General features: G+C 67.5%; 21 protein-coding genes and 1 pseudogene. 10 read left to right on the top strand and 12 right to left on the bottom strand.

What is annotated here, in order from left to right; translation table 11 throughout:
* Positions 1-25 precede the first annotated feature (25 nt).
* A complete protein-coding gene (locus RVF83_RS12680; RefSeq protein WP_051989223.1) occupies positions 26-1,741 on the bottom strand; it encodes an AMP-binding protein in 1,716 nt (571 codons plus the stop codon).
* 152 nt (positions 1,742-1,893) lie between these two features.
* Between RVF83_RS12680 and RVF83_RS12675 the strand changes: the two are divergent.
* Positions 1,894-3,556, top strand: a pseudogene (locus RVF83_RS12675) (class I adenylate-forming enzyme family protein).
* Positions 3,557-3,643: 87 nt separating this feature from the next.
* On the opposite strand, the gene RVF83_RS12670 reads toward RVF83_RS12675, so the two are convergent.
* From RVF83_RS12670 to RVF83_RS12650, 5 genes are all read right to left on the bottom strand, one after another.
* Entirely contained in the window at positions 3,644-4,300 is a 657-nt protein-coding gene (locus tag RVF83_RS12670) for a PaaI family thioesterase (RefSeq protein ID WP_005193994.1), read from the bottom strand.
* Entirely contained in the window at positions 4,297-5,166 is an 870-nt protein-coding gene (locus RVF83_RS12665) for a MaoC/PaaZ C-terminal domain-containing protein (RefSeq protein ID WP_005193992.1), read from the bottom strand. Before RVF83_RS12665 ends, RVF83_RS12670 begins: the two co-directional genes overlap by 4 nt.
* A 2-nt stretch (positions 5,167-5,168) precedes the next feature.
* Complete coding sequence (locus RVF83_RS12660; RefSeq protein ID WP_005193989.1) at positions 5,169-7,382, bottom strand: acyl-CoA dehydrogenase; 2,214 nt, start codon at positions 7,380-7,382, stop codon at positions 5,169-5,171.
* A gap of 25 nt (positions 7,383-7,407) precedes the next feature.
* Entirely contained in the window at positions 7,408-8,571 is a 1,164-nt protein-coding gene (locus RVF83_RS12655; RefSeq protein ID WP_005193988.1) for a steroid 3-ketoacyl-CoA thiolase, read from the bottom strand.
* 241 nt (positions 8,572-8,812) lie between these two features.
* Entirely contained in the window at positions 8,813-9,427 is a 615-nt protein-coding gene (locus RVF83_RS12650; protein ID WP_005193986.1) for a TetR family transcriptional regulator, read from the bottom strand.
* A gap of 163 nt (positions 9,428-9,590) precedes the next feature.
* Between RVF83_RS12650 and RVF83_RS12645 the strand changes: the two genes are divergently transcribed.
* Positions 9,591-11,129 (top strand): FAD-dependent oxidoreductase, encoded by a 1,539-nt coding sequence (locus RVF83_RS12645; RefSeq protein WP_005193985.1) that lies wholly within the window; start codon positions 9,591-9,593, stop codon positions 11,127-11,129.
* Between the two features lie 27 nt (positions 11,130-11,156).
* On the opposite strand, the gene hsaA is transcribed toward RVF83_RS12645, so the two are convergent.
* A complete protein-coding gene (gene hsaA / locus RVF83_RS12640; RefSeq protein ID WP_005193984.1) occupies positions 11,157-12,323 on the bottom strand; it encodes a 3-hydroxy-9,10-secoandrosta-1,3,5(10)-triene-9,17-dione monooxygenase oxygenase subunit in 1,167 nt (388 codons plus the stop codon).
* A gap of 203 nt (positions 12,324-12,526) precedes the next feature.
* Here hsaA and RVF83_RS12635 point away from each other — a divergent pair, with 203 nt between their 5' ends.
* From RVF83_RS12635 to RVF83_RS12620, 4 genes are all read left to right on the top strand, one after another.
* Positions 12,527-13,690: a Rieske 2Fe-2S domain-containing protein gene (locus tag RVF83_RS12635; protein ID WP_005193983.1), complete on the top strand. Its 1,164-nt coding sequence runs from the start codon at positions 12,527-12,529 to the stop codon at positions 13,688-13,690.
* Positions 13,668-13,928, top strand: coding sequence for a hypothetical protein (locus RVF83_RS12630; RefSeq protein WP_005193982.1), 261 nt, complete (start codon positions 13,668-13,670; stop codon positions 13,926-13,928). The genes RVF83_RS12635 and RVF83_RS12630 overlap by 23 nt, the downstream gene beginning before the upstream one ends.
* 34 nt (positions 13,929-13,962) lie before the next feature.
* A complete protein-coding gene (locus RVF83_RS12625; RefSeq protein ID WP_005193977.1) occupies positions 13,963-14,751 on the top strand; it encodes an SDR family NAD(P)-dependent oxidoreductase in 789 nt (262 codons plus the stop codon).
* Between the two features lie 289 nt (positions 14,752-15,040).
* Entirely contained in the window at positions 15,041-16,492 is a 1,452-nt protein-coding gene (locus RVF83_RS12620) for an MFS transporter (protein ID WP_005193970.1), read from the top strand.
* 265 nt (positions 16,493-16,757) lie between these two features.
* Here RVF83_RS12620 and bphC read toward each other — a convergent pair whose 3' ends face one another.
* From bphC to RVF83_RS12600, 4 genes are read right to left on the bottom strand one after another with little or no spacing between them, the layout of a single operon-like run.
* Positions 16,758-17,684 (bottom strand): biphenyl-2,3-diol 1,2-dioxygenase, encoded by a 927-nt coding sequence (gene bphC, locus RVF83_RS12615; protein WP_005193966.1) that lies wholly within the window; start codon positions 17,682-17,684, stop codon positions 16,758-16,760.
* Between the two features lie 34 nt (positions 17,685-17,718).
* Entirely contained in the window at positions 17,719-18,897 is a 1,179-nt protein-coding gene (locus RVF83_RS12610) for an acyl-CoA dehydrogenase family protein (protein WP_005193964.1), read from the bottom strand.
* 38 nt (positions 18,898-18,935) lie between these two features.
* Entirely contained in the window at positions 18,936-20,675 is a 1,740-nt protein-coding gene (locus tag RVF83_RS12605) for an FAD-binding protein (RefSeq protein WP_005193962.1), read from the bottom strand.
* Positions 20,675-21,547, bottom strand: a complete 873-nt coding sequence (locus RVF83_RS12600) for an alpha/beta fold hydrolase (RefSeq protein ID WP_005193960.1) — start codon at positions 21,545-21,547, stop codon at positions 20,675-20,677. The genes RVF83_RS12605 and RVF83_RS12600 overlap by 1 nt, the downstream gene beginning before the upstream one ends.
* Positions 21,548-21,755: 208 nt before the next feature.
* On the opposite strand from RVF83_RS12600, the gene RVF83_RS12595 reads away from it, so the two are divergent.
* Positions 21,756-22,259 (top strand): flavin reductase family protein, encoded by a 504-nt coding sequence (locus RVF83_RS12595; protein ID WP_039879802.1) that lies wholly within the window; start codon positions 21,756-21,758, stop codon positions 22,257-22,259.
* Between the two features lie 56 nt (positions 22,260-22,315).
* On the opposite strand, the gene RVF83_RS12590 is transcribed toward RVF83_RS12595, so the two are convergent.
* The gene (locus RVF83_RS12590) at positions 22,316-23,209 is read right to left on the bottom strand and encodes an IclR family transcriptional regulator (protein ID WP_005193955.1); all 894 of its coding nucleotides are present in this window, start codon (positions 23,207-23,209) and stop codon (positions 22,316-22,318) included.
* Between the two features lie 175 nt (positions 23,210-23,384).
* On the opposite strand from RVF83_RS12590, the gene RVF83_RS12585 reads away from it, so the two are divergent.
* The 3 genes from RVF83_RS12585 (at position 23,385) to RVF83_RS12575 (ending at position 26,160) form a co-directional block, all read left to right on the top strand.
* A complete protein-coding gene (locus RVF83_RS12585) occupies positions 23,385-23,873 on the top strand; it encodes a nuclear transport factor 2 family protein (RefSeq protein WP_005193953.1) in 489 nt (162 codons plus the stop codon).
* A gap of 124 nt (positions 23,874-23,997) precedes the next feature.
* On the top strand, positions 23,998-24,933 hold the full coding sequence (locus tag RVF83_RS12580; protein ID WP_005193951.1) for a 3-oxoacyl-ACP reductase: 936 nt from the start codon (positions 23,998-24,000) through the stop codon (positions 24,931-24,933).
* Positions 24,934-24,996: 63 nt separating this feature from the next.
* On the top strand, positions 24,997-26,160 hold the full coding sequence (locus RVF83_RS12575) for an NADH:flavin oxidoreductase (protein WP_005193949.1): 1,164 nt from the start codon (positions 24,997-24,999) through the stop codon (positions 26,158-26,160).
* The last annotated feature ends 9 nt before the right edge of the window (positions 26,161-26,169 follow it).

The raw sequence follows: 26,169 nt of genomic DNA, 5'->3' as shown, positions 1-26,169 counted from the left end.
GACAGTCTCACCCAGCGGGAGATACTCAGGACGAGACAGGCGCTGCCGGAAGGAATCTCGTCCGCCCATGCGTGTGGAACTCACGCTCGAGCGCGTCCACGTCGTCGGCGGTCATCAACGTGTACACCGGTTCGCCACGGCCCACCCACCAGTAGACCGGCTCGTCACACACCCACGCCTGCGCCTGGAGATCCCGCTTGAGCACCTTGTTCGATCCGGTGACCGGCAGCCGGGTGGACACCCGGACGAAGCGCGGCGTCGCCTTGGTGCCCAGATCTGCCTGTGCCGCAAGGTAGGCCGCGAACTCGGCGGGGTCGAAATCGGCCAGATCGGCAACCTCGACGGCAGCCATGACCTGATCCCCCGCACGCGGGTCGGGGACGGCGAACACACCAGCGGCGATGATCTTCGGGTGGCGCCGCACCACGTGTTCGATCATCAGCGCCGAGGTGTTCTCGCTGTCCACCCGAATCCAGTCGCCCTTGCGCCCGGCGAAGTAGATGAACCCCGCCTCGTCGATGTAGCCGAGGTCGCCGGTCCAGTACCAGCCGTGACGGATCCGCTCGGAGTTCGCGGCGTCGTTCTTGTAGTAACCCTCGAACCGGGCCGCCCCCGCCTTGTCGATCATCTCCCCGATCGCCTCGTCCGAGTTGAGCACGTGCCCGTGTTCGTCGAGGATGGCGCGCGGGCATTCCTGCAGGGTTTCCGGGTCGACCACGACGATGTTCTCGTTGGCCGGGCGGCCGAGCGCTCCGGCCGGGGCCTCGGGGTCCAGTCGGACCGAACCCGCGCCTTCACTGGATCCGTAGGTCTCGTACAGGATCGCACCGAACCGACGATGGAATTCGGCCTTGTCCCCCGGCGACGCCTCCGTCCCGAACCCGTGCGTCAGGGTGTTGTCGCGATCGTCGGACGCCTCCGGGGTCGACAGGAGGTAGCCGAGCGCCTTCCCCACATAGGTGAAATACGTTGCGCTGTAACGACGGACGTCGGGAAGGAATCCCGAGGCACTGAACTTGGGCACCAGCGCGATGGTCGCTCCCTGCGACAGTGCGGGCGCCCACAACCCCATCAGTGCGTTGCCGTGGAACAGCGGCATGCAGCAGTAGCAGACGTCGTCGCGGTCGATGTCGTACTTGGCACAGTTCGCGTAGGCCAGACGGGTGAGCCGTCCCTGTGAACAGCGCACCGCCTTCGACATGCCGGTGGTGCCGGAGGTGAACAGCAGCAGGAACAGGGTCGACGGGTCGACACCGTCGGCCACCTCGGGTTCGACCGCGTGCGCGGCCACCGCATCCGCGTAGGCGGGATCGTCGACCATCACGAAGCGGTCGTCGGTGAGGCCGAGGTCGAGACCGGCCAGCTTCTCCCGGCCGGCACGGTCGGTGACGATCAGCTGGCAGTCGACGTGACGGACCTCGAGTTCGAGCTCACGTCCGCGGCGCGTCGGGTTGATGCCGACGATCGTCGCACCGGTCAGCGCCGCGGCTCCCAGCCAGAAGACGAACTCCGGGGTGTTCTCCAGCAGAACACCGATGTGAAAGGGCCCGGGCGTCCTGTGCGCTTGCGCCAGGGCACCGCGTGCGGCGGACTCCCGCACGACCTCGTCCCAGGTCCAATCCCGTTCACGAGTGCGCAAACCCAGGTGCTGGTCGCCCACTCGTGCCATCAGCATCCGGGCGACGTCGGCTCGCGGCTCAAGGGTGCCGGTGGTGGTGTCGTTCACGTCATCGTTCCTCATGGTGCGCCTTCGTCCGTCGATGTCGCTGCGTACGCTAATCCCGCACCGAACGTCGGAAAGGCGTAGTCCCGGTGAGCGGTAACCGTCACCATGGAGGTGACCCGACGTGAGACTTTGTGGCGTACGTCGCAGTAGGAGATGAAAGGTTCCCGATGGCTGCCCCCACCGATCCACAGTTGCGGTCCACCGCGGTGATGTCCAGTCTGACCGGTCGTGGCGGACCGTTCGAGCTGGTCGAAGAGGACGTTCTCGGCGCCCGGATGCAGGTGATGAAGCACCGGCGACGGGCAGTCGCCGAACTCGTCGACCATTCGGTGAAGTGGGGAGATGCCGACTACCTCGTCACCCTCGACGGCCGGATCTCCTTCACCCAGCACGCGCGAGCCGTGGCAGCACTCGCCGAGGCCCTGCGGTCGCGGTACGGCGTCGGCAAGGGCGATCGCGTGGCCATCCTGGCCGCGAACACCCCCGAATGGGTGATGACCTTCTGGGCGACGCAGACACTCGGTGCCGTGACGGTGGCACTGAACGGCTGGTGGGTCCCGCGCGAGGTGGCCTACGGGGTCCAACACAGCCGGCCGACCGTACTCGTCGTCGACGCCAAACGCGGTGCGGCCCTTCCTCCCCTGCCCGACTCGGTCACGGTCCTGACGATGGAAGAGGACATCCCGGCGCTCGTCGCCGAGTTCGACGGCGCAAAGCCGGCGATCCCCGACGTCGACGAAGACGATCCGTCGACGATCCTGTACACGAGCGGCACGAGCGGTCGCCCCAAGGGCGCGCTGCACTCGCAGCGCAACCTGCTGGCGGTCGTCGACTACCTGCGCTTCGGCGATGCCTTCGCCGCGGAGATGAGCGGACAGGGATTCGACCCGGACGTGCCGCACCCGTCGCGCCACCTGTTGACCTCTCCTCTCTTCCACATCGCCAGCCTGCACAATCTGGTCGTTCCCCGGCTGGCCAACGGCGGCGCGGTGATCATGAACCAGGGCGCCTTCGACGTCGACACAGTGTTCGGGCTCATCGAACGCGAACGCGTCACCAACTGGGGAGCCGTGCCGACCATGGCGGCGCGCATGATCGAGCACGAGAACGTCGAGCGCTACGACCTGTCCTCGCTGAAGGGCTTCGCGCTCGCGTCGGCGCCGTCGTCGCCCGCGCTCAAGGAACGACTCCAGGAGAAGTTCCCGTTCGCTCGCGGCGTGCTGGTCGACAGCTACGGACTCACCGAGTCCAGCACCGCCATCGCGGTGGCCCTTCCGTCGGACCTCGAGGAGTACCCGGGCACCCTCGGTCACCCGATCATCACCGTCAGCCTCGAGATCCGGGACCCGCTCGGAGCGGCGGTACCCGAGGGGACCGAGGGCGAGATCTGCGTGCGCAGCCCGTTCGTCATGCTCGGTTACTGGGAGGACGAGGCGGCCACGGCCGCCGCGATCGGCCCCGGCCGCTGGCTACGTACCGGCGACTACGGCAGGCTTGTCGACGGTCGCCTGCAATTGACCGGACGCCGCAGCGACCTGATCCTGCGCGGGGGCGAGAACGTCTACCCGACGGAGATCGAGCAGTGCCTCGACGAGCATCCGGCGGTTGCCGAATGCGCAGTCCTCGGCGTCCCGCATCCGGATCTGGGCCAGGAGGTCGCGGCGGTGGTCGTCACCCATCCGGACGCGACGGTGACCGAGGACGAGCTGCGCACCTTTGCCGCCGAACGCCTTTCGTACTTCAAGGTGCCCACCCCAATGGCGGATCACCGGTGAACCCCTGCCCCGGAACGCGACCGGCAAGATCATGCGGCGCAACATCTCGGCCTGACCATGCACGAAGGACGCCCGGCCACGTGGCCGGGCGTCCTTCGCCGTCTCGTACTGTGTCTCGCCGGGCGACGAGGGTCCGTTGCCGCTACCGGGGTCGCGGCACCGTCCGGTCGACGAACAGCGCTTCGACCGACACACAGACCGTTCCGTCCGCGGTGCGGATGTCGCCCACGGTGGTGATCTTCCGGCCGTCGACGGTCTCCAGACGGCCCCGCACGGTCAGCGGTTCGAACAGCGGAGTCGGACGGTGGTAGCGAACGTTGAGCTGGGCGGTGGCGCCGGATTGTCCGGCCCAGGCGTTGGCCACCCCCAGTGTGTGGTCGAGCAGCAGCGCCGAAACCCCGCCGTGGACGTGTCCCGGCGGGCCCTGGTACGGAAGTGACAGCGTCACAACACCTTCGACATGTCCCTCACTGCGGCCGACCAGCCGTAGCGGTGGCGCGATCGCGTTCTCGCGGCCGGTCACCGGGTCGTGCCCGGTCACGCCCTCACCCTTCCACATGTCCAGCAGGCGGTCGGCGACCTCGGGAGCATGCTCTTCGAGCTGGTCGGCGATGCCGTCGAGAACCTCGGTCACCCGAATGAGATCCGCGGCGCCGCGGTCGGTGCGCAGCAACGCATCCACGACCCGGCGCGCCGCAGCGGTGGCCGCGTCGATGGGTTCGTCACGGGGCAGCGTGGTCAGGACGATGCCGTCGGGAGCCTCTCCGACGGTCGGGTGGGTGGTGAGGTCAGCGGTCATCGGATCTCCATCGTGGCGTGGGTGAGAAGCGGCAGGCGGTCGCGTTCGACGCACACGGCGTGCAGGGTGAGGCGATTGTCGTTGCGCCACACCGATGTCTCGATCGTCTCGCCCGGGGACAGCGAGCCCGCGAACCGGACGGAGTAGGAACCGATCGCCGTCGGGTCGCCGTCGAGCACACCGTCGACGACGGCCTTGCACACCGTGCCGTAGGTGCCGAGGCCGTGGAGGATGGGCTGATCGAATCCGGCCATCGCGGCGAAGGCCGGGTCGGCGTGAAGGGGATTCATGTCGCCGCTGAGCCGATAGATCAGCGCCTGCCGGCTGCTGGTGCGGGAGACGAGTACCGCATCCGGGTCCCGGTCGGGTGTCTCCGTCGCCGTCTCCGGCCCGGGCCGGCCGCCGAAGCCGCCCTCACCGCGCGCCCAGATCTGCATCGAGCTGGTCCAGAGTGCCTGTCCGTCAGCGTCGTGCGCGGCCTGTTCGAGCACGATGACCGCAGCTTTTCCCTTGTCCCACACGTCGGCGACACGAGACGAGATCTGCGCGCGACCCGACGGCGGTATGGGCGCGTGGACGATCAGCGACTGACCGCCGTGCAGGATCTTGCGCAGGTCGATGTCGATACCCGGCAGGTTCATGCCCGGTGCGGGCAGTTCACCGGCCGAAATGCCTTGTCCGGCAACCATCCCGAAGGTCGGTAACACCTTGGGGTGTTTCTCGTGGACCCAGGCGAGCTCCACCGGATCCAGATGATCGGCACCGGCTCCGATTCCGAGGTGATACAGCAGGACGTCTCGTTGCGTCCACGACACCTCACGAACGGACGGCTCGGCTCCCAGCGCCGCGTCGACGTCGATGGCCATCGTCAGGACTCCTTCGCTGCCGACGCCGCGGGGGTCGGCTCGGGATCGCGCGGCAGGCCCAGCAGTCGCTCACCGATGATGTTCAGCTGGACGTTCGTCGTGCCGCCGGCGATCGAGAAGGCCAGCGAACCCAGGAACTGCTGCGTGGGCGCCCAGCGGTCCTGCCCGCTGATGAGGGACGCGGGACCGGTCCACTCCATCGCGACCTCCCACACCTGCTGGATGTGTTCGACCCCGAGTAGCTTCGCGACCGAGGACTCCGCACCCGGTTGCCCGCCGCTCAGCGATCGCATCGTCGTACGCAGGCCCATCAGGCCGCCGGTCTGCGCGTCGCACAAGACCTTTCCGAGAATGCTCAGCTGCTCGTCGTCGGGACCGCCGGGCATGGCGGCGGCCAGTTCGAGGAGGGCCTCCCCGCCGGTTCCCAGGGTCGAGTCGTTCGACAGCGACACGCGTTCGTTGGCGAGGGTGGTGCGCGCCAGTTTCCATCCGTCCCCGGGGTTTCCGACCAGGCAGTCGTCGGGGACGAAGACGTCGTCGATGAAGACCTCGTTGAACAGCGCCTCACCGGTGATCTCCCGCAGCGGCCGGACGTCGAGACCCTCGCTGTTGCGGACGTCGATCAGGAAGTAGGAGAGCCCTTTGTGTTTCGGCACGTCGGCGTCGGTGCGCGCCAGGCAGATACCCCAGTCGGCGACGCGTGCCATCGAGGTCCACACCTTCTGGCCACGCAGCCTCCAGCCGCCGTCGACCTTCGTGGCCTTCGTACTGAGTCCGGCGAGGTCGGAACCCGCACCCGGCTCGGAGAACAGCTGACACCAACGGATCTCGCCCCGCAGTGACGGACGCACGAAACGATCCAGCTGCTCGTCGTTCCCGTGAGCGAGGAGCGTGGGCACCACCCAGTTGCCGATGATCATGTCGTGCGGTTCGAGTCCGGCGGCCCGCAACTCCTCGGCGATCACGAGTTGCGTGACCGCGTCGGCACCCTTGCCCCACGGGGACGCGTAATGCGGTGCGGTGTAACCCCGGTCGGCGAGGTACTCGGTGCGCTGCGCACCGTCCAGCGCGACGGCGCCGGCGAGTTCGTCCCGGACTTCGGCGCGGATGACCTCGGCTTCCGGCGGCAGGTCCACGCGCAGGACGCGCCGGGCGCCGTCCATGGTGAGCGCGGCCACACGCCGACGCCACCCGGCGGTCGAGCCCAACAGGATTCGCAGCGACTGGGCGCGGCGGAGATACAGGTGTGCGTCGTGCTCCCAGGTGAAGCCGATCCCCCCGAGGATCTGGATGCAGTCCTTGGTCACGGCGAAGGCGGCCTCGGGCGCGACGGCAGCGGCGACCGCCGCCGCGAGCGACGCCTCGGAGTCCGCGGTGCCCGGAGTGAGGGCACGTGCCGCGTCCCACGCGCTGACCCGCGCCTGCTCGGTGAGGCTCAACATGCGCGCGGCCTTGTGCTTGACGCCCTGGAACTGGCCGATGGGACGGCCGAACTGTTGCCGCACACGGGCATAGTCGGCCGCGGTGGTGGTCGCCCAGCCGGCCAGTCCGGCCGCCTCGGCGGCGTACAGCGTGGCGGCGATGTCGAGTGCGCGCCGGAAGTCGAGGTCGAGGACATCGCTGTCGGCGAGTTCGAGTCCGTCGACCTCGACCTGGGCGTTGCGCCGCACGAGGTCGTGGCTGGGCAGCTCGGTGATGTTCAGGCGGTCCCGGGCGAGGACGACAAGTGTGGGTTCGCCGCCGTCATCGGCGGCGAGGAGGAACAGATCGCCCACCTGCCCGCCGAGGATGTGGCTGGACGTCCCGGCGAGGGTCAGGCCGTCGGCATTCCGGTCGATGCGGAGCGAACCGGCTTGCAGCGCAACGGCACCGGTGACCGAACCGTCCGCCAGGCCGACGAGTTCGGCGGTACGTCCGGCAGCGTGCAGGACGGCCGAGACGACGACGGTCGGCAGGAACGGTCCCGGCGCCATCGCGCGCCCGAGTTCTTCTGCAACGATGGCCGTCTCGAGCAGGGTCGCACCGCCGCCACCGAACTCCTCGGGAAGATGTAGACCCAGCATCCCCAGGTCGGCGAGGGACTGCCAGTACAGCGGGCGCACCTCGGTCTTGGCCTCGACGGCCTCCCGGATCGCGGGCGATGTCGCGTGGCGTCGTACCCACCCGTGGACTGCGTCGCGCAGTTCCCGGTCGTCGGCGCTCAGTTCGATTCCCATGTCTTCCTATCGTTTCCGCGAGTCGTCAGAGACGTTCGATGATGGTGGCCGTCGACTGGGCACCACCCGCGCACATCGTGATCAGTGCGGTCGTGGAGTCACTGCGCTCCAGCTCGTGTAGGGCGCTGGTGATCAGTCGCGAGCCGGTGGAGCCGACGGGGTGGCCCAGCGCGATCGCGCCTCCGTTGACGTTGACGCTGGCCATGTCCGCGTCGAGGACCTGCGCCCAGGACAGGACGACCGACGCGAAGGCCTCGTTGATCTCCACGAGGTCGATGTCGCCGAGGGCCATGCCCGAACGGTGGAGCACGGCCCGAGTGGCGTCGATGGGACCGTCCAGGTGGTAGTAGGGGTCGGCGCCGACCATCGTCGCCGACACGATGCGGGCTCGGGGACGCAGTCCTTCGCGCGCTGCACGCTCCTCGCTCATCAGGAGCACCGCGGCCGCACCGTCACTCACCTGTGACGAGTTGCCCGCGGTGTGGATTCCGCCGTCGATGACGGGCTTCAGAGCGGCGAGCCCCTCGGCGGTGGTCTCGCGCAGACCACCGTCGCGGGAGACGGTGACCCAGTCGCCGTTGGGCGTGCCGGCCTTGTCGACCACCGGAGCGTTTACCGGCACGATCTCCCGGTCGAAGCGCCCCTCGGCCCACGCGACGGCGGCTCGCTGCTGGGAGGCGAGGCCCAGAGCGTCGACGTCGCCTCGTTTGATGCCGCGCCGCTGGGCGATCCGCTCGGCGGAGGTGAACTGATCGCCCATGTCGATGGACCAGTCGTCGGGATAGGGGTTGCCGGTCTCGGGGGTGTTCGCCTGGCCCAGGAACACCCGGCTCATGACCTCGACACCGCAGGCGATCCCGGCCTCGATCTGCCCCGCCGAGATCAGACCGGCCACCATGTTGACCGCCTGCTGCGACGAACTGCACGCGCAGTCGATCGTGGTCGCCGCGGTGGTATAGGGGTGGCCCGCATGCAACCAGGCCTGCCGGGTGACGTTGTTGGACTGCTCGCCGGCCTGCGTCACACAACCGCCCACCAGCTGATCCACCGCCGACGGGGCCAGACCGGTGCGGTCGAGGACGGCGGTCTGGGCGGCTCCCAGCAGGACGGCCGGATGCAGACCGGACAGCGCTCCGCGACGACGGCCGATCGGCGTACGCGCCGCGTCCACGATGACGACGTTGTTCATGCTCGCTCCTTCATGCGGCGGCGCGACTACCTCGGCGCCAGGCAATTTCTAGAATGTATTCTATTTCTTGCGGACCGGCAACGCCTGAGTGTGGCGACCATCGAAGGATGCAGAACAAGGGACACTCGCCGAGAATGCCTCTCTCAGAGGGCATGACAGAGATTCACGCGACAGACTGCGAAGAGACGAAGGTGACCAGCGTCGCCGATTAGGGTCAACGACCGAAAAACAGAAACGTATTTCAGTTCGTGATGGACATGCGTGCCAGCAGCAGATCGCAGGCGGTACGGATGTCGGCCTCGGCATCGGGGATCGAGATCCGGCCGTTGAGACACGACTGGATGACACCGAGCCAGAGCTGCATCAGCAACCGGATCGCGGTGACGTCGTCATCGGTGGGATCCTCGATCCCGGCCGCGGACATCAGGATCTCCTGGAAGACCCGGTCGACCTTGGCCGCGTCGGGCACCAGGGCCGCGTTCGCGGTGCTGCTCGACTGGATCATCGCGGTGGACAGTGCCGGTCGCCGCAGGAGCGCCCGGGTGGCCCGGACGAGCACCTCGTAGATCGCGTCCCGGCCGCCGCCGGCAGCCGTCGGTCGGCGTCGCAGGCTCTCACCGATCTGGTCCACCTGCTCGACCATCACCGCGACGAACAGATGGGTCTTCGACGGGAAATACCTGTACAGCGTGCCTATCGCGACACCGGCTCGCTTGGCGACCTCGGCCATCTGCACCCGCGCGAGTTCCTTCTCGGTGGCGAGCTCGGCAGCCGCCTCCAACATGCGCACATGTCGGGCTCGCTGCTCCTGAGAGCTGGGTTCCGCGGCGTCCCTGGCCTCGGCAATTCTCGGCACCGTCGGTCCTCCTGCTCTGGCGCTCACCGGTGGTCAAGTCTGACTGTCTCATCCCACGCGCACAAGCGAGGACGAACGCGTCCACTCAGTGGGATCGGCACTGGCGACCGGACCCGGGATGCGCTTGCGTGGTGGACCGATTCGAGCCGATGGAGGAATGACGATGCAGGACTGGACCATTCGATGCGACGTGCTGGTCGTCGGCTCCGGCGGCGGCGCCCTGACCGGCGCGTATGCCGCCGCGGCGAGCGGCCTGGACACCGTTGTCGTGGAGAAGACCGCACTTCTCGGCGGCACCTCGTCGTACTCGGGCGGGGCGATGTGGCTCCCGGGGACGGCGGTTCAGGAACGTGCCGGGCTCGACGACTCGACAGACCAAGCGCGGACCTACCTTCGAGCCCTGCTCGGCGAGGCCGAGTCCGAGCGGCAGGAGGCCTTCGTGGCCACCGCACCCGTACTCGTCGACTTCCTGGAGCGGGATTCCCACATCGAGTTCGAGTACCGGCCCTTCCCCGACTACTACCGGGCACCCGGACGCAAGGATGCGGGCCGTTCGATCAACGCGGTCGACCTGCCCGCCGGCGAACTCGGCGAGTTGCGGGAACTGATCCGCCCGGAGCCGAACACCGATCGCGCAGGGAAACCGCAGCCGGACACGACGCTCATCGGCGGACGGGCACTGATCGGACGCCTCCTCCTCGCCTTGACGAGTACCGGTAGAGCCGACGTCCGCACCCGGACCGCGGCCCGGCGTCTCATCGTCGAGGACGGGCGGGTGGTCGGGATCGAGGCCGCGACCGCGGACGGCGGGAGTCTCACGATCCGCGCCGAGCGCGGCGTGCTGCTCGCCGCGGGCGGCATCGAGGGAAACCAGGTCATGCGGGACGACAACCGCACCCCGGGCGACGCCCGCTGGACGATGGGACCCGCCGGCGCCAACACCGGCGACCTCATCGCGGCAGCAGTGGAGATCGGTGCCGACACCGCACTACTCGACGAGGCCTGGTGGTGCCCGGGAGCCGAGATGCCCGACGGCAGTGGATCTTTCCTCGTCGGTGTGCGGGGCGGGATCCTCGTCGACCGTACCGGCGTCCGCTATCTGAACGAGGCGCAGCCCTACGATCAGTTCGGTCGCGCCATGATTGCGCACGGCGTCGAGCGATCGGTACCGTCGTACCTCGTCTTCGACTCCGCCGAGGGCGGTCCCGCACTCCCGTCGATCGCGATCCCCGAAGCGCCGGCCCGCGACCACCTCGACGCCGGGACCTGGGTCACCGCCGCCACCATCGAGGAACTCGCCGATCGCATCGGGGTCCCGGGCGACACCCTGGGCGACACCGTCGAACGGTTCAACGACTTCTCGAAACGCGGCACCGACGAGGACTTCCACCGCGGCGAGGACCCGTACGACGCCTTCTTCTGCCCGCCGAACGCCGACCTCGCGAATCCGGCGCTGCGCCCGGTCGCGACCGGGCCCTTCTATGCCGCGCGGATCATCCTCAGCGATCTGGGCACCAAGGGCGGCGTCCGCACCGATGTGGACGCACGGGTGCTCCGCGCCGACGGCACCGCGATCGACGGCCTGTACGCGGCAGGCAACACGAGCGCCTCACTGAGCGGCCGCGTCTACCCCGGCCCCGGCGTGCCCCTCGGCACCGCCATGACCTTCGCCTACCGAGCCGTGGGACACATGATCGGCTGACCGGCAGCCGACGCCGGAGGAGATCACTCAGACGAGATTGTCCTCGATCGGCAACCCGAAGGCACCCTTGCCGTACAACGCGAGGGCGCGAGCGGGCTCGTTGGCGACATGCACGCTCCCGGCGTGCGCGTCCCGCCAGGCCCGCTCGATCGGGTTGCCGCGCGACAACGAATTGCCGCCGGCGGTCTTGAACAGCATGTCGATCGCCTCCAGGCAGCGTTCGGTGGCGCGGACCTGGTCGCGTCGTGCGCGTAGGCGCATCCACATCGGCAGGTCCTCCCCCGCACACGCGAGATCCCACATGTCGCGGACGTTCCGATCCATCTGGAGTACCGCGGCATCGACCTCCGACGCCGCACGGGCGACCGCGATCTGCGCGACCTGGTCGTCGGCGAAGCGCCCGCCACCGAGGCTGACACGTACGCGTTCCCGCATCATCTCCAGATACGACTGGTGGCAGCCGGCGACCACACCGACGATCGGCGCCGCGACCGCGTAGGTGAAGATGGTGGCGAACGGCAGCCGGTAGAGCGGGCCGGTGTTGACCTTCTGCCCACGCCCGCGCAGCTGTGCGGTGTCGTAGTTGCGGATCGTCCGGTACTCGGGCACGAACGCCTTCTCCACCACGATCTCGTTGCTCGCGGTCCCCCTCATCCCCACGACGTCCCAGACATCGTTGATCACGTAGTCACCGCACGGGACCAGCACCGTCATGAAGTCCACCGGCCGCCCCTCGGCGCCGAACACCATCGCACCCAACAGAGCCCACGTCGCATGTTCGCATCCCGAGGAGAAACGCCAGCTCCCCGAGAGTTCGAAGCCGCCGTCCACCGGGTCGAGCCGGCCCACCGGGGCGTATGCCGACGAGAGCAGCTCGCTCTCGTTCTCACCCCACACATCGTCCTGGGCACGCTCGTCGAACAAGGCCAGATGCCACGGGTGGACACCCAGCACCGAGGTCACCCAACCCGTCGACCCACAGGCCCCCGCAATCGCCCGGATGACCTCGTAGAACTGCACCGGATCACCCTCGGCCCCGCCGAACCGCCTCGGCTGCAGCATCGTCAGCACGCCGGTGGCCTGCAGCTCCGCGATGGTCTCCGGCGACACGTGCCGTGATTCGTCGACCTCACCCGCTCGCCGTGCGATCGCGGGGAGTATGCCGCGGACGGACTCCAGGACATCGTTGGCCATGATCGGTGCTCCATCGGGTGCGTGACGGACCGTACCCCGCGATCGTAGGCCGACCCCGGTACCCGGCCGGCACCCGAGGTACCGCGAGACCCGAGCGCGGAGTCCCGGTTAGTGGGACATCGACAGTCGCTGTGGCAGCGATCACCTAGCGTTTGTCGACAACAGCCCCTGTCACAGCTCTTTGATGGAAGGACGGCCATACCGTGACCACCACGCAGTCCGACGCAGTCGAGGTCCGCGAGATCGACGCCGGTACCCCGCCCACCCGATTCGCCCGCGGATGGCACTGCCTGGGGCTTTCCGACTCGTTCCGTGACGGCAAACCGCACTCGGTTCAGGCCTTCGGGACGAAACTCGTCGTCTTCGTCACCAGCAAGGGCGACTTCGCGGTTCTCGACGCGTACTGCCGGCACATGGGCGGCGACCTCAGCAAGGGAACCATCAAGGGTGACGAGGTCGCCTGCCCGTTCCACGACTGGCGCTGGGGCGCGAACGGTCGGTGCAAGCAGATCCCCTACGCGCGGCGCGTCCCCCCGGTTGCCAAGACCCGCGCCTGGAAGGTCCTCGACCAGGACGGGATGCTGTTCGTCTGGCACGACCCCGAGGGCAACCCGCCGCCGGCCGACGTGACGATCCCCCGCGTCGAGGGCGCACTCAGCGACGAATGGTCGGACTGGGTCTGGTACCAGGTCACCGTCGACACCAACTGCCGCGAGGTGGTCGACAACATCGTCGACATGGCCCACTTCTTCTACGTGCACTACTCGTTCCCGACATACTTCAAGAACGTCTTCGAAGGCCATGTCGCGAGCCAGTTCATGCGCGGACAGGCCCGCGAGGACGCCCGCCCCCATTCCGCCGGGCAGCCCAAGATGCTGGGAAGCCGTTCCGATGCAACCTATTTCGGCCCGTCCTTCATGATCGACGACCTCGAGTACCAGTACGAGGACCACAGCGTCGAATCCGTTCTGATCAACTGCCACTACCCGGTCAGCGCCGATCAGTTCGTACTGCAGTACGGCATGATCGTCAAGAAGTCCGACCGGCTGCAGGGTGAGGCCGCCGACGAGATGGCCAAGAACTTCGGGCAGTTCATCGCCAAGGGTTTCGAGCAGGACATCGAGATCTGGAAGAACAAGACACGGATCGAGAACCCGCTGCTGTGCGAGGAGGACGGTCCGGTCTACCAGCTGCGCCGCTGGTACGAACAGTTCTACGTCGACGTCGCCGACGTGACACCCGAGATGACCGAACGCTTCGAATTCGAACTCGACACGACCCGGGCCGTCGAATCGTGGAAGAAGGAAGTGGAAGCGAACATCGCGCGAAAGGCCGCGGAATCCGATGCAGCCGTTGCAGTGCACTGAGTGCCACGCCCGCGTCCAGGTCCAGAAGAACAGCTGGGAACACACCTCCGTGCAGTGGGACACCGCAGCGCGGAGCCGATGTCATGAGCTCTCCGGCGGCGGCGAGGCGAGCCGCCGGGCCGGAGCACCACGGGAGCGCTGTTCCATCCTGTCCGAGGTGATCGAGGATGCGGCCCGCGCCGGGTCGGTCACGGTGCGCGACCCCCGCCCGGTCCGCCCGCTCGGCATCGCGCATTGAGAACTCGGACGAAGCACAGTTGAAGGAGCAGAACTTGATCGACAAGAACCACTACGGACCGTGGGCGGTCATCGCCGGCGGCTCGGAAGGCGTGGGAGCATCGTTCGCCGACGAACTGAGCTCCGCCGGCATCAACCTCGTGCTCATCGCACGTAAGGCCGGACCGCTCGAGGAGACCGCGGCCCGAGCCCGTGCGAACGGGGTCGAGGTCCGCACGCTGGCACTCGATCTGCTGGCGCCGGACGCAGTCGACCGAATCCGTTCGGCCACCGACGACCTCGAGGTCGGACTGCTCATCTTCAACGCCGGGGCCAACAGCTACGGGCACGAATTCGTCACCGGCGATCTCGCCGGTTTCCAAGGCGTCATCGACCTGAACATCACCTCGCAGATCACGCTGACACACCACTTCGGCGCCAAGATGAAAGAACGCGGCCACGGCGGCATCATGCTGCTCGGGTCGCTGTCGGGCTACATGGGTGCCGAACACCAGGGCATCTACGCCGCGACCAAGGCGTTCAGCCGCATCTTCGCGGAGTCGTTGTGGCTCGAACTCGAGCCGTTCGGAGTTCATGTCGTCGAACTCGTCCTCGGGGTCACCCGCACCCCGGCCATGATCCGCGCCGGCCTCAACTTCGACATCCCGGGTATGAACGTCGCCGAGCCGGAAGACGTTGCCCGCGAAGGCCTCGAACATCTCGCCGACGGGCCGGTGTGGGTGGCCGGCGGCAACTACGAGGCCTCCCAGAAGCGCAACGGTTATCCGCGGGACAAGCTCGTCAAGGGTGCCGCCGAGGCGATGCGCAAACTGACCGGACGCTGACCGGCACATCCGTACCGGTTTCCTCTCCTCGGCCCCCCTCCCCGAGGAACCGACGCCCCCGGGCTCCCGAACTATCGGGAACCCGGGGGCGTCGGCATGTGCACACTTCTCCACGCCGGTGCTGGTATCCACTCAGTGGGACTCGGGGCCGACTGTGGGGTAGCTCACTATAGTTTGGCATCCGGCTGCTGGTCACGCCCCCGAACCAAGCCGGCGTGAGTGCTGAAGAGATTCGAGACAACCAGCGCCGCAACCCCTTTCATTTCCCCCTCTTACCCCGAGGACATCGATGACCACGATTCCCAACCCGGTGGCCGTGACACCGGATCCGATCGCCCGACGATTCCGCCGCCGCCGCTCCCCGACGACGATCATCGTCATCCTGACCCTCGTCGAGATCATCAGCGCCTTCGAGACGTCGATGGTGTACGCCGCCGTCCCGACGATCATCAAGGACTTCGACAGCGACGCGTCGACCGTCGGGTGGGCGATCACCGCCTTCCTGCTCGTCGCCGCCGCCTCGGCCGCCGTGTGTGGTCGCCTCGGTGACATGTTCGGCCGCGAACGCGTCCTGGTCGTGCTCCTCGTGGGCGCCATCGTCGGCTCGTTGATCAGCACGATCGGTGACAGCGTCACCTGGATCGTCGTCGGGCGAGCCATCCAGGGTGTCGCCGGCGCCATCTTGCCTCTGCTCATCGGTATGGCGCGGGAACACCTGCCGCAGGACAAGGTCCCCGTCGCCGTCGCCATGATCTCCGGTTCCGCGGTCGCCGCCGGCGCCGCGTCGGCATATGTGGCCGGCGTGGTCATCGACCATGCGAGCTGGCACCTGCTCTTCATCATCGCCGCGGTCTACGCCGCCTTCACGTTGGCACTCGTACTGTTCGCCCTGCCGTGGAAGATCCCGGCAGGTACCACGAAGAAGATCGACTACATCGGGACCATCGCCTTCGCACCCGCGATCGCAGGAATCCTGCTCGCTGTCAACAAGGCTCAGACGTGGGGTTGGACCGACACCAAGACCCTCGGGCTCCTCACCGCCGGGATCTTCGTCCTCGTCCTGTGGGTGATGTGGGAGCTGCGTGTCACCGATCCCATCGCCAATGTGCGCCTGTTCACCAAGCGCAAGGTGACCCTGACCATGCTCATCACGTTCATGCTCGCCGCCGGGCCGTTCGGTATCGCCCCGATGATCAACCCGATCATCCTGCAGTCAACCGAAAGTGGGGCCTTCGGTGTCGGCATGTCGCCCACCGATGCGGGACTGCTGGCCCTGGCCGGCGCCCTGATCGGCTTCTGCTTCACCCCCATCAGCGGCCGGCTCACCCGCGCCGTGGGATCCCGCGTGGCGCTGTTCGTGGGATGCGCCCTGTACATGGTCTCGTACGGGCTCATGCTCTTCACCTACCACTCGGCATGGGGCATGTTCTTCGTCGTCGCCACCGGATCGACCGCGGTGGCCTTCTCCTACACCGCGATCCCCAACCTCGTCGTGGAGGCGGTACCGGCCGAGAACACCAGTGAGGCAAACGGATTGAACTCGGTCGTGCGATCGACCGGCCAGGGCATCGGTACCTCCATCGCCTCCACGATCCTGGTCGCCTCGGCGGTCGCCGGCAGTGTCGCACCCACCCTGGGCGGACTGCAGGCCGTCATCGCGATGATGGCGATCGGCACCCTCGTCACATTCGTTCTGGCGCTTCGCCTCAAGCCGGGAAGCGTCTACACCGACGCCGGCTGACGGCCATCGCCGCGGCCGTCGAACCGGCCGTGCGCAACATCACGACCCAGAGCCTCCCGGCACCGGCGGAGTCGACCACTCCCCCGGTGCCGGGAGGTTCTTTCGACTGTGTCGGTCCTGCCGCGACTCTCGGCGACCACACGGCTGACGACCACACGGCTGACGACCACACGGCGGCGGCCGGGACCAGACGTGGTGTCTGATCCCGGCCGCCGCCGATCGGTGTTGCCTGTGCTGTTGTGCCTAGCTCTGTGCTGCAGGGTTCTCAGTTCGAGACCGGAGGCGCGAACGCCGCCAGCGGCTCCGAACCCGACCAGTCATGACCCCAGTAGCTGTCGGCGGTGATCTCCTCCGCCGTGTAGTGGGATTCGTCGACCAGCACGCCCTCGGTCCCGAACTCGATATCCCATCCGCCCGGAGCCCGTACATAGAACGACACCATCTTGTCGTTGGTGTGGCGACCGAGTGTGGAGGACAGACTGAATCCGAGCTTGTTGACGCGATCCAGAGCCTGCCCGACCGCGTCGAGCGAGTCGACCTCGACCATCATGTGCACCATGCCCGGATCCTGGCTCGCCGGAGCCGGACACAGCGCGAGACTGTGATGGCGCTGGTTGACTCCCAGGAACCGCACGCGCCGCGCCGGTCCCGGAGCGTCGGCGCCGCCGACCCGGATCGCGCCGCGAGGAAGGAACCCCAGAACCTGGGTGTAGAAGGCGTAGGTCTCGTCGAACGCCGGTGTCGGGAGCACGACGTGTCCGAGACCCTCGGTGCCGGTGACGAACCGGCCACCGTGCGGCGTGACGACGGGGCTGTGGTCCAGCACCGGCCCGAAGAACACCTCGGTCCGCGTCCCCGACGGATCATCGAAGGCGATGACCTGCTCGGCATCCCGGTAGCGTGCGTCCTCGGCGGACAGGACCTCGACCTCGATGCCGGCCTTGTCGACCGCTTCTCGCACCCGTTGCAGCGCAAACTCGTCGCGCACCTCCCACCCGACCGCAAGTGCCCGGTCGCTGTCGCCGGGCAACACGGCGAGTCGGGCACGCCGTTCGTCGAGCCGCAGGTAGAGGCCATCGGGTTCGGGACCGGTCCCGACCGCCATTCCGAGACCGTCGACGGTGAGTTCTCTCCAACGGTCGATGTCGCGGGTCTGGACTCGGAGGTATCCGAGTGCCCGGATGTCGGTCATGAAAGTGCCTTTCGGTGAAACACGTTGAGGTGGACTAGATCATCGAGCGGTGCGGACCCTGGGGTTCGCCACCCATCTGGGTCAGCGCGGAGGCGTAGAAGATCGAACCCGGCACATGGATGGCGTGCGCCAGGCCCGCGTGGGCGTCGCGCCAGAAGCGCTGCATGGGAGTGTTGAGCTGCAGCGCACCGCCGCCCGACCGGGCGAAGATCTCATCGACGGCCCGAACCGCGCGCCAGGCGGCGGCGGCCTGGGTGCGACGTCCGATGGCGCGGAGTTCGAAGGAGACCTCCTCGCCCTTCTCGGTCATGTCCCAGAACCGGTCGACCGTCTCCAGGATGGCCGCGCGCGACGCGGCGATCTCGGCGGCCGCCTCACCGATGGCGAACAGCACGTGCGGATCTTCCTTGATTGCGACGCCCGAAACCGTCACGCGTTCGCGCTGGGCGTTGATGTGGCAGGCCAGCGCGCCCTCGGCGATACCGATGAGCGAGGAAGTGATGCCGAGCGGGAAGATGCACGAGAACGGGAAGTTGTAGAGCGTCTGCGTGCGACCGAACTCCTTGGGCGCCGAACCGTCGAAGACCTTCTTCGCGGACAGGGTCCGGTAAGCAGGGATGTAGGCGTCCTTGACGATCAGGTCCTTGCTACCGGTTCCGCGGAGACCCACCACATTCCAGCTGTCCTGGTCGATGTCGTAGTCCGACCGCGGGAGAAGGACGTGGAGGTGCTGCGGCGGGGTCAGCGGCTTGCCGTCCTGATCGCCGACGGTCGCACCGATCATCACCCAGCCGCAGTGATCGGTGCCCGAGGAGAAGGCCCACCGTCCGTTCAGGATGTACCCGCCGTCGACCGGCTTGGCGACGCCCATCGGGGCGTAGGGTGAGGCCATCCACATGTCCGGGTCCTCGCCCCAGATCTCGTCCTGTGCACGGCGATCGAAGAACGCCAGCTCCCAGGGATGGACGCCGACGATGCCGCTCACCCATCCGGTTGCGCCGTCGACGGCGCCGATGCCCATTGCGGTCTCGGCGAATTCACGCGGATGTGCTTCGAATCCGCCGTACTCCTTGGGCTGCAGCATCCGGATGACCCCGGAGTCGCGCAGTCTCTTCGCGGAGGTGTCGGAGAGGCGCATCAGCCTGTCGCCCTCGGCACCTTCGGCGCGCAGTTCGTCGGCGAACTGCAGGATGTTGTCCAGAACCTGGCCCATGTTGTACTCGGCTTTCTCGATGGGTACCCGGCAGACGCCTAGGCAGAAGTGGTGTCGACGAGGGATTCGTCGGACAGGTCGTCGTCACCGTCGTTGGCGGCGACGTGATTGGCTGCGATGTGGTTGGCGGCGATGTGGTTGGCGGCGATGTATCCGAACACCATGGCCGGGCCGATCGTCGCGCCGGCGCCGGCGTACTCGTGGCCCATGACCGACGCGGAGGTGTTGCCGGTCGCGTAGAGGCCCCTGATGACCGAGCCGTCCTCGCGCAGAACCCGACTGTCGGCGTCGCAGACCAGACCGCCCTTGGTGCCCAGGTCGCCGGCCTCGCAGCGAATGGCGTAGAAGGGCCCCTTGACGATCTCGTCGAGGTTGGGGTTCTTCATCGTCGGGTCGCCGTAGTAGCGGTCATAGGCGCTGTCCCCGCGTCCGAAGTCGGTGTCCACGCCGGCGCGGGCGAAACCGTTGAAGCGCGCGACGGTCGCGACGAGTCCGTCGGCGTCGATGCCCGCCTTCTGTGCCAGCTCCTCCAGCGTGTCGGCCTTGTGGATCACCCCGGAGTCGTAGAAGCCCTGCGGGAACGGCACATTGGGCAGCACCTGCGCGAAGGGATACCGGTTCTTGGCCTTGGTGTCCATGATGAACCAGGCCGGGACGTGACCGCCGTCGAGCTGGTCGTGCACGAAGTTCACGTAGGGTGCCGACTCGTTGGTGAAGCGCCTGCCGGCGGTGCCCACGATGACCGACGCGGGGATACACCGTTCGGACACCAGCGGGATCACCGCACCCATCGGATGGAAGACCGACGGCATCCACCACGCATCGTCCATCAGATCGACTGCCGCACCCAGCTTCTGGCCGGCGATGATGCCGTCACCGACGTTCTCCCGCGCGCCGGCGCTGATGTCGGGCGCGCCGAGTGCGGGAAGGTACTGCTCGCGCATCTCCCTGTTGTGGTCGAATCCGCCGGTGGCGAGCAGCACGCCTCGGCGGGCGCCGATCCGGATGGTCTCACCTTTTCGCTGTGCCACCACCCCGGTCACCGTGCCGTTGCCGTCGGTGATCAGCTCGACCATCGAGGTCTCGAGCCACAGCGGTACACCCGCGTCCTTCAGGATCATCCGCATCCGCGCGACCAGCGCCCGGCCACCGGTGGCCATGTGACGACGGCGGATCAGGTTCGACGACACCCGCCAGGCCGCGACGAGAGAGGCCTTGCGACCGCGCCACGTCCGTTTGACCATCGCCAGGTCGTGGTAGTCCTTCGAGGTGACCCACAGTCCCAGCGGGCCTTTCATGCTGTTCGGGCGCTGGTATTTCTCGTCTTCCTTCAGCGCACGCGTGTCGAAGGGTTTGCACTCGATCGTGCGGCCCAGCGGGCGACCGCCGTCGAGTTCGGGATGGTAGTCGGCATATCCCTTGACCCAGTACATCTTCATGTGCGGGCTCGCCTCGAGCATCTTCATCAGCTTCGGCCCCTCGTCCACGAAGGCGTCGAGCCGGTCGGCGGGAACCTTTTCCTCGGTGAGGATGTCGAGGTATCGGCGGACCGATTCACGGCTGTCGACGACACCCTTGTCGACCAGCGTCGGCGCGTTGGGGATCCAGATCCCGCCACCCGAGATCGCGGTCGAACCACCGTAGGTCGCACCCTTGTCGATGATCAGTGTGTCGAGACCGTTGTGGGCCGCGGTGATGCCGGCGGCCATGCCACCACCTCCGCTCCCGACGATCAGGAAGTCGACGAGGTGGTCGAAATCGTTGGCGGCGTCGGTCATCACGCGGTCCTGTCTGTGCGGGTGAGGAATGCCAGCACTGCACTCAGCCAGGCCTCGCGGGCCTCGATCATGGTCCAGTGCCCGCATCGGGGGAATACATGGAGTTCGGCGTCGGGGATGTCACGCATGGGCAGCAGCGCCATGTCGACGGGGCTGACGCGGTCGTCACGGCCCCACGTGAGCAATGTAGGTGCGGTGATCCGGTTCAGCCTCGACCAGTACGGCGGCGCATCGCTGGCTGCCGCGGCCGCCATCGTGGCCGCGAACGCCTTGCTGCCGTACATTCTTCGCGCGATGTCGAGGGTGGTCGGATCGGTGGCGAGTTCCCATCGTTCGGCGATCAGTTCCTCGGTGACGAGTGCCGGATCGTGCACCATCGACGTCAGCCACCGGACCAGCCGGTCCCTCGTCGGGTCGTCGGTGAACTCCATGAGCAGCTTGATGCCCTCACTCGGCCCGGAGGACAGGACGTTCTTGCCCATGCCCCCGATCGTGACCAACTTCGACACCCGGTGCGGTTCGTCGATCGCGACGCGGGCGGCGACAATCCCGCCCATCGAGTTACCGATCATGTTCACGGCGCCGAGTCCCAGACCGTCGAGGAAGAGTCCGACAGATGTCTGCGCCATCACCATCGGATGCCCGTCGCCCGGATCGCTCACCCCGAACCCCGGGAATTCGAGTACGAGGCAACGGAAATGCTCGGCCAGGTCGGCCAGCACTCCGCGGTAGTTGCGCCAACCGGTGACGCCGGGCCCGGAGCCGTGCAGCAACAGCAGGGGCGGACCGTCACCGGCCTCGTGGTATCGCAACACGCCGAGGCTCGTCTCGAGTTCCCTTCGCGTGCCCTCGTAGCTGACGTCAGTGCTCATGCCCGAGACGTTGCCAGGAGGTAACGGCGCTCACAGGGGGCATCCCGATGAGCGAGATCGGGTCGCGGCGGCCCGGGCGCAGACCTGCGCAGCTTCCACTGAGCGAGACGGCGGAGTCATCCCGGATGGGCCGACCGTACGCTCGCCGTGTATCGCCGGTCGCATCGTCGACCTGCGAGTGAACATGACTAATCGGAGGTGGGACGGCATGTCGATCGAAGCAATGTCACAAGCCGAGATGCGTGCGGCCCTCGGCCAGTTCGCAAGTGGGGTCACGGTTGTCACCGGCCTCGACGATGACGGGCCGGTGGGGTTCGCATGCCAGTCGTTCGCGTCGGTGTCCCTCGACCCGCCGCTGATCCTCTTCTGCGCCGACCACCGGGGCCGGTCGTGGCCGCGGATCCGGAACGCCGGCCGGTTCACCGTCAACGTGCTCCATGAAGAGCAGACCGATGTGTGCGCCCGATTCGGTGGCAGCTCGGGCCGCAAGTTCGACGGACTCGAGTGGTCGATGTCTAGATGGTCGACACCGTCATTGCCAGGAGTGCTCCTGCGCATTCATGCCGACATCCACACGGTGCACGTCGCGGGCGACCACGACGTGGTCATCGGCAAGGTCCTGGAGTTCGAACGGGTCACCGACGAACGGCCGATGATCTTCTTCCGCGGGCAGTTCGGGATCTCGTCATCGAAGAGCCTGCAGAGCGCTTGACGCGCGCAGCGTTGTCGAAACCCACGCGCAGCGTCTCAGAGCCGATGCGCAGCGTCTCAGAACCACTGGCCGGACTCGACGGCAAGGAGCCGATCGAGGGCCTCCGACGACCAGGTCTTCTGCGGCGCGGGGACGGGCCGGCGGCCACGACGGGCGGTGTCGACGTCGGGGTACATCGTCCTCGACACCTCGCGTGTGGCGCGAACCAGCAGCGGCGCAACTCGTTCCAGCTGCACCGTGCGGGCGTCGCCGCACAGCGATATCGCGCCGACCGGGCCGTCGTAACTCCGGATGGCCGTGCCCACGCACGCGACATCGCGCACCGACTCGCCGCGTTCGAAGGCCACCCCTCGTCCCTGACGGATCCGGTTGAGCTCCTGGTGCAACGCCGACAGGTCGTCGATGGTGCTCTCGGTCCGGCGGGACAGGAGGTCGGGGTAGAGCGCGTCGACGTCCTCGGGTTCCATCAGCGCGAGCATGGCCTTGCCCCCGGCGGTCGAGTAGGCCGGTGCGCGTCCTCCCACCCGCGACGGCAGTGCTGCCGCGAACCGGCCACCGATCTTGTCCAGGTACACGCTCTCGCCGCCGTCGAGGACCGCCAGGTGAACGACCATCCCGGTCTGCATGTGCAGTTCGTGGAGATACGGCGCGGAGGCGGCCCGGAGCTGGGAGTGGCCGCGGTCGGCGCCACCGAGACCGACGGCCCGTCGTCCGAGGCTGTACCCGGTCGAGGAGTGTTCGACCCAATTGAGCCGCACGAGCTGGTCGAGGATGCGATGGACCGTCGAACGCGGAAGACGAGTATGGGAGGCGACTTGTTCGAGTGTCAGCCGGGCCTGCGGCCCGTCGAACGCGTCCAGAATGAGGGTCATCCGCTCCACCATCGAGGGCGGGAGGTCCTTCTTGGTCGACTTGGCCGGATCCACGGACACCGAGTCAAGCACAGTCATCATGCCTCCTAACACCGGACTCGGAACCCGCCCGGTGGTAAAAACTGAAATCAATTCTTGTAATGGTAGCAGCCTTCCCGCTGACCGGGATGCGTACGTCGCAACACATGGTGCCCCCACCCGGGACCACGGCCACGACGACACGCACGACACACCGAAAAGAAAGGTCAACCCCGTGAACGAGACCACGAAGGATCCCGAGAACCTGCTCCGCTCGCTGGCCGAGCGGGTTGCGGCGCTCGAGGACAAACTCGCCATCAGCGAGCTCATGACCGCCTACGGTCCGGCGATCGACAGCGGCTCGGTCGAAGCGGTCGCCCGGTTGTGGACCGAAGACGGCGTCTACGACGTGGACACCGGCGTCATGCGCGGACATGCGGAGATCAAGGCAATGGTCCGTTCCCAAGCACATCAGGCGTGGATCGACGGAGGATGCGGACACATTCTCGAGCCCGGTCACACGCGCATCGACGGTGACACCGCGGTGGCGACCTGCAAGTCGCAGCTGATCATCCGCGACGGCGACGGGTTCCGAGTCCTTCGTGTGACCGCGACCCGCTGGGAGCTGGAGAAGATCGACGGACAGTGGAAGGTACGCACGCGGATCAGCCGGATTCTCGACGGCCGCCCCGAGGCGCGCGACCTGCTCGCGGCCGGCGTCTGAGACCCGCGCCGCCGCGGCCAACTGGGCGATCCCGCTCACCGGGAGCACATCGAGCACGACCCGCCACCCCGAAAACTAGAATGAATACTAGTTACGGGATGTTCGCCTGGAAGAGGAGTTCAACATGGTGGAAACGCTTGACCTGTCCGGCCGTACCGCGGCGGTCACCGGCGCCGGCGCGGGCCTCGGGCGTGCGGAGGCGCTGGCGCTCGCTGCCGCCGGCGCCGCGGTCGTCGTCAACGACATGGGCGAGGCGGCACACGGAGTGGTGGACGAGATCAAGGCCGCCGGCGGTGCCGCCGTCGCGGTGATCGGGGACGTCTCCGACTGGTCTCTCGGTCAGCGTCTCGTCGACGAGGCCGTCGCCGCCTTCGGATCCTTCGACATCTTGGTCAACAATGCCGGGATCGTTCGGGACAAAATGCTGTTCAATCTGACCGAGACCGATTGGGATGACGTGATCCGTATTCATCTCAAGGGTCATGCGGCGACGTCACGCGCCGCCGCGGTGCACTGGCGTGCCGCGAGCAAGGCGGCCGGCGGTCCGGTCTTCGGACGGGTCGTCAACACCTCATCTGAGGCGTTCCTCTTCGGTGCGGCAGGCCAACCCAACTACTCGGCCGCCAAGGCCGGGATCACCGCGCTCACGTTGTCCACCGCCCAGGGACTGTCCCGCTACGGCGTGCGGGCGAACGCGATCTGCCCGCGGGCGCGCACCGCGATGACCGCCGAGGCCTTCGGCGAGAACACCGCGGCCACCGCTGATCTCGATCCGCTCTCCCCGGAACGCGTGGCGACGTTGGTGCGCTACCTCGCCTCGCCGGCATCCGACGAGATCAACGGTCAAGTGTTCGTCGTCTACGGCAAGATGGTCGCCCTGATGGAGGCACCCCGGGTCGAGCACCGCTTCGACGCCGCGGGTTCGGCGTTCACCGTCGAAGAACTGAGCGATCAGCTGACGCCGTACTTCTCCGGTCGTGGCGAATACGAGACCTACGCCGCCTACGGGGTGGCCGCGCTCGAGAAAGCCGCCCTGGCCACCGACACGGTCGGCGTCTGACACCCGTCACCACTGAGTGGGACGCGGATTGACCCCACCTCGCGCCGGCCGCAAGCTCTGGTCATGCCGCAGGAGTCAATTCTCGTGAACGACACCAACTCCGCACTCTTCGAACCGCTGACGGTTCGTTCCCTGGAGATCGCGAATCGTATCGTGATGTCCCCGATGACGAGGTCCCACTCGCGGGCGGGTGTCCCCGGACCCGATGTGGCGCAGTACTACACGCGCCGCGCCGCGGGCGGGACCGGTCTCATCGTGACCGAGGGTGTGGCGATCGATCACCCGTCCGCGGTGGACAACCCGAACGTGCCGCACATGTACGGCGCTGCGGCGCTGGCCGGATGGCGGACGGTCACCGACAGCGTGCATGCCGCCGGCGGCCGGATCATCCCCCAGCTCTGGCATGTCGGACCTCTGTGGGGTGCGATGAGTACGCCCGACCCCGCCATCCGGCCGATGCGTCCGTCCGGCGTATGGGGACCGGTCGGGGTCACGTCGTACCCGGACGATTACGTCACGCGGGCCGCCGTTCCCACCGAGCCGATGACCGCCGAGGACATCCACGAGGTGATCACGGCCTACGTGCGGTCGGCGACCAATGCCGTGGAGGCCGGCTTCGACGGCATCGCACTCCACGGCGGTCACGGCTATCTGCTCGACTCCTTCGTCTGGCACGGAACCAATCAGCGCGAGGACCGGTGGGGTGGCGACCTCGCGGCCCGCACGCGTTTCCCGGTCGCCGTGGTCTCGGCGATCCGTGCGGCGATCGGCGACGACCTGCCGATCTTCTACCGCTTCTCCCAGCACAAGCAACAGGACTACACCGCTCAGGTGGCGACCACGCCGGCGGAGCTCGGGCTGGTGCTCGGCGCACTCGCCGAAGCGGGTGTCGACGTGTTCGACGCCAGCAACCGGCGATTCGACGTACCGGCCTTCGAGGGCAGCGAGCTGTCCCTCGCCGGGTGGGCCAAGAAACTCACCGGCGCCCACGCCATGGCCGTGGGCAGCGTCGGGCTGGGTAAGACCCTGCGCGACAGCCGCATCGAGGGCGCAGCACCCGTCGTGGACAACATCGACGAGGTGGCCCGGCGGATCGCCGCCGACGAGTTCGACCTCATCGCCATCGGCCGGATGCATCTGGCCGATCCGGCCTTGGCGACCACCCTGCGCACGGGCGCTCCGCTGACGCCCTTCGATCGCCCACGCCACGAGGGCAGCCTGCACTAGGGCGTCGGG

The organism is Gordonia rubripertincta (assembly GCF_038024875.1).
Classification (GTDB): Bacteria; Actinomycetota; Actinomycetes; order Mycobacteriales; family Mycobacteriaceae; genus Gordonia; species Gordonia rubripertincta.
This window is presented reverse-complemented; position numbering and strand designations above follow the sequence as displayed.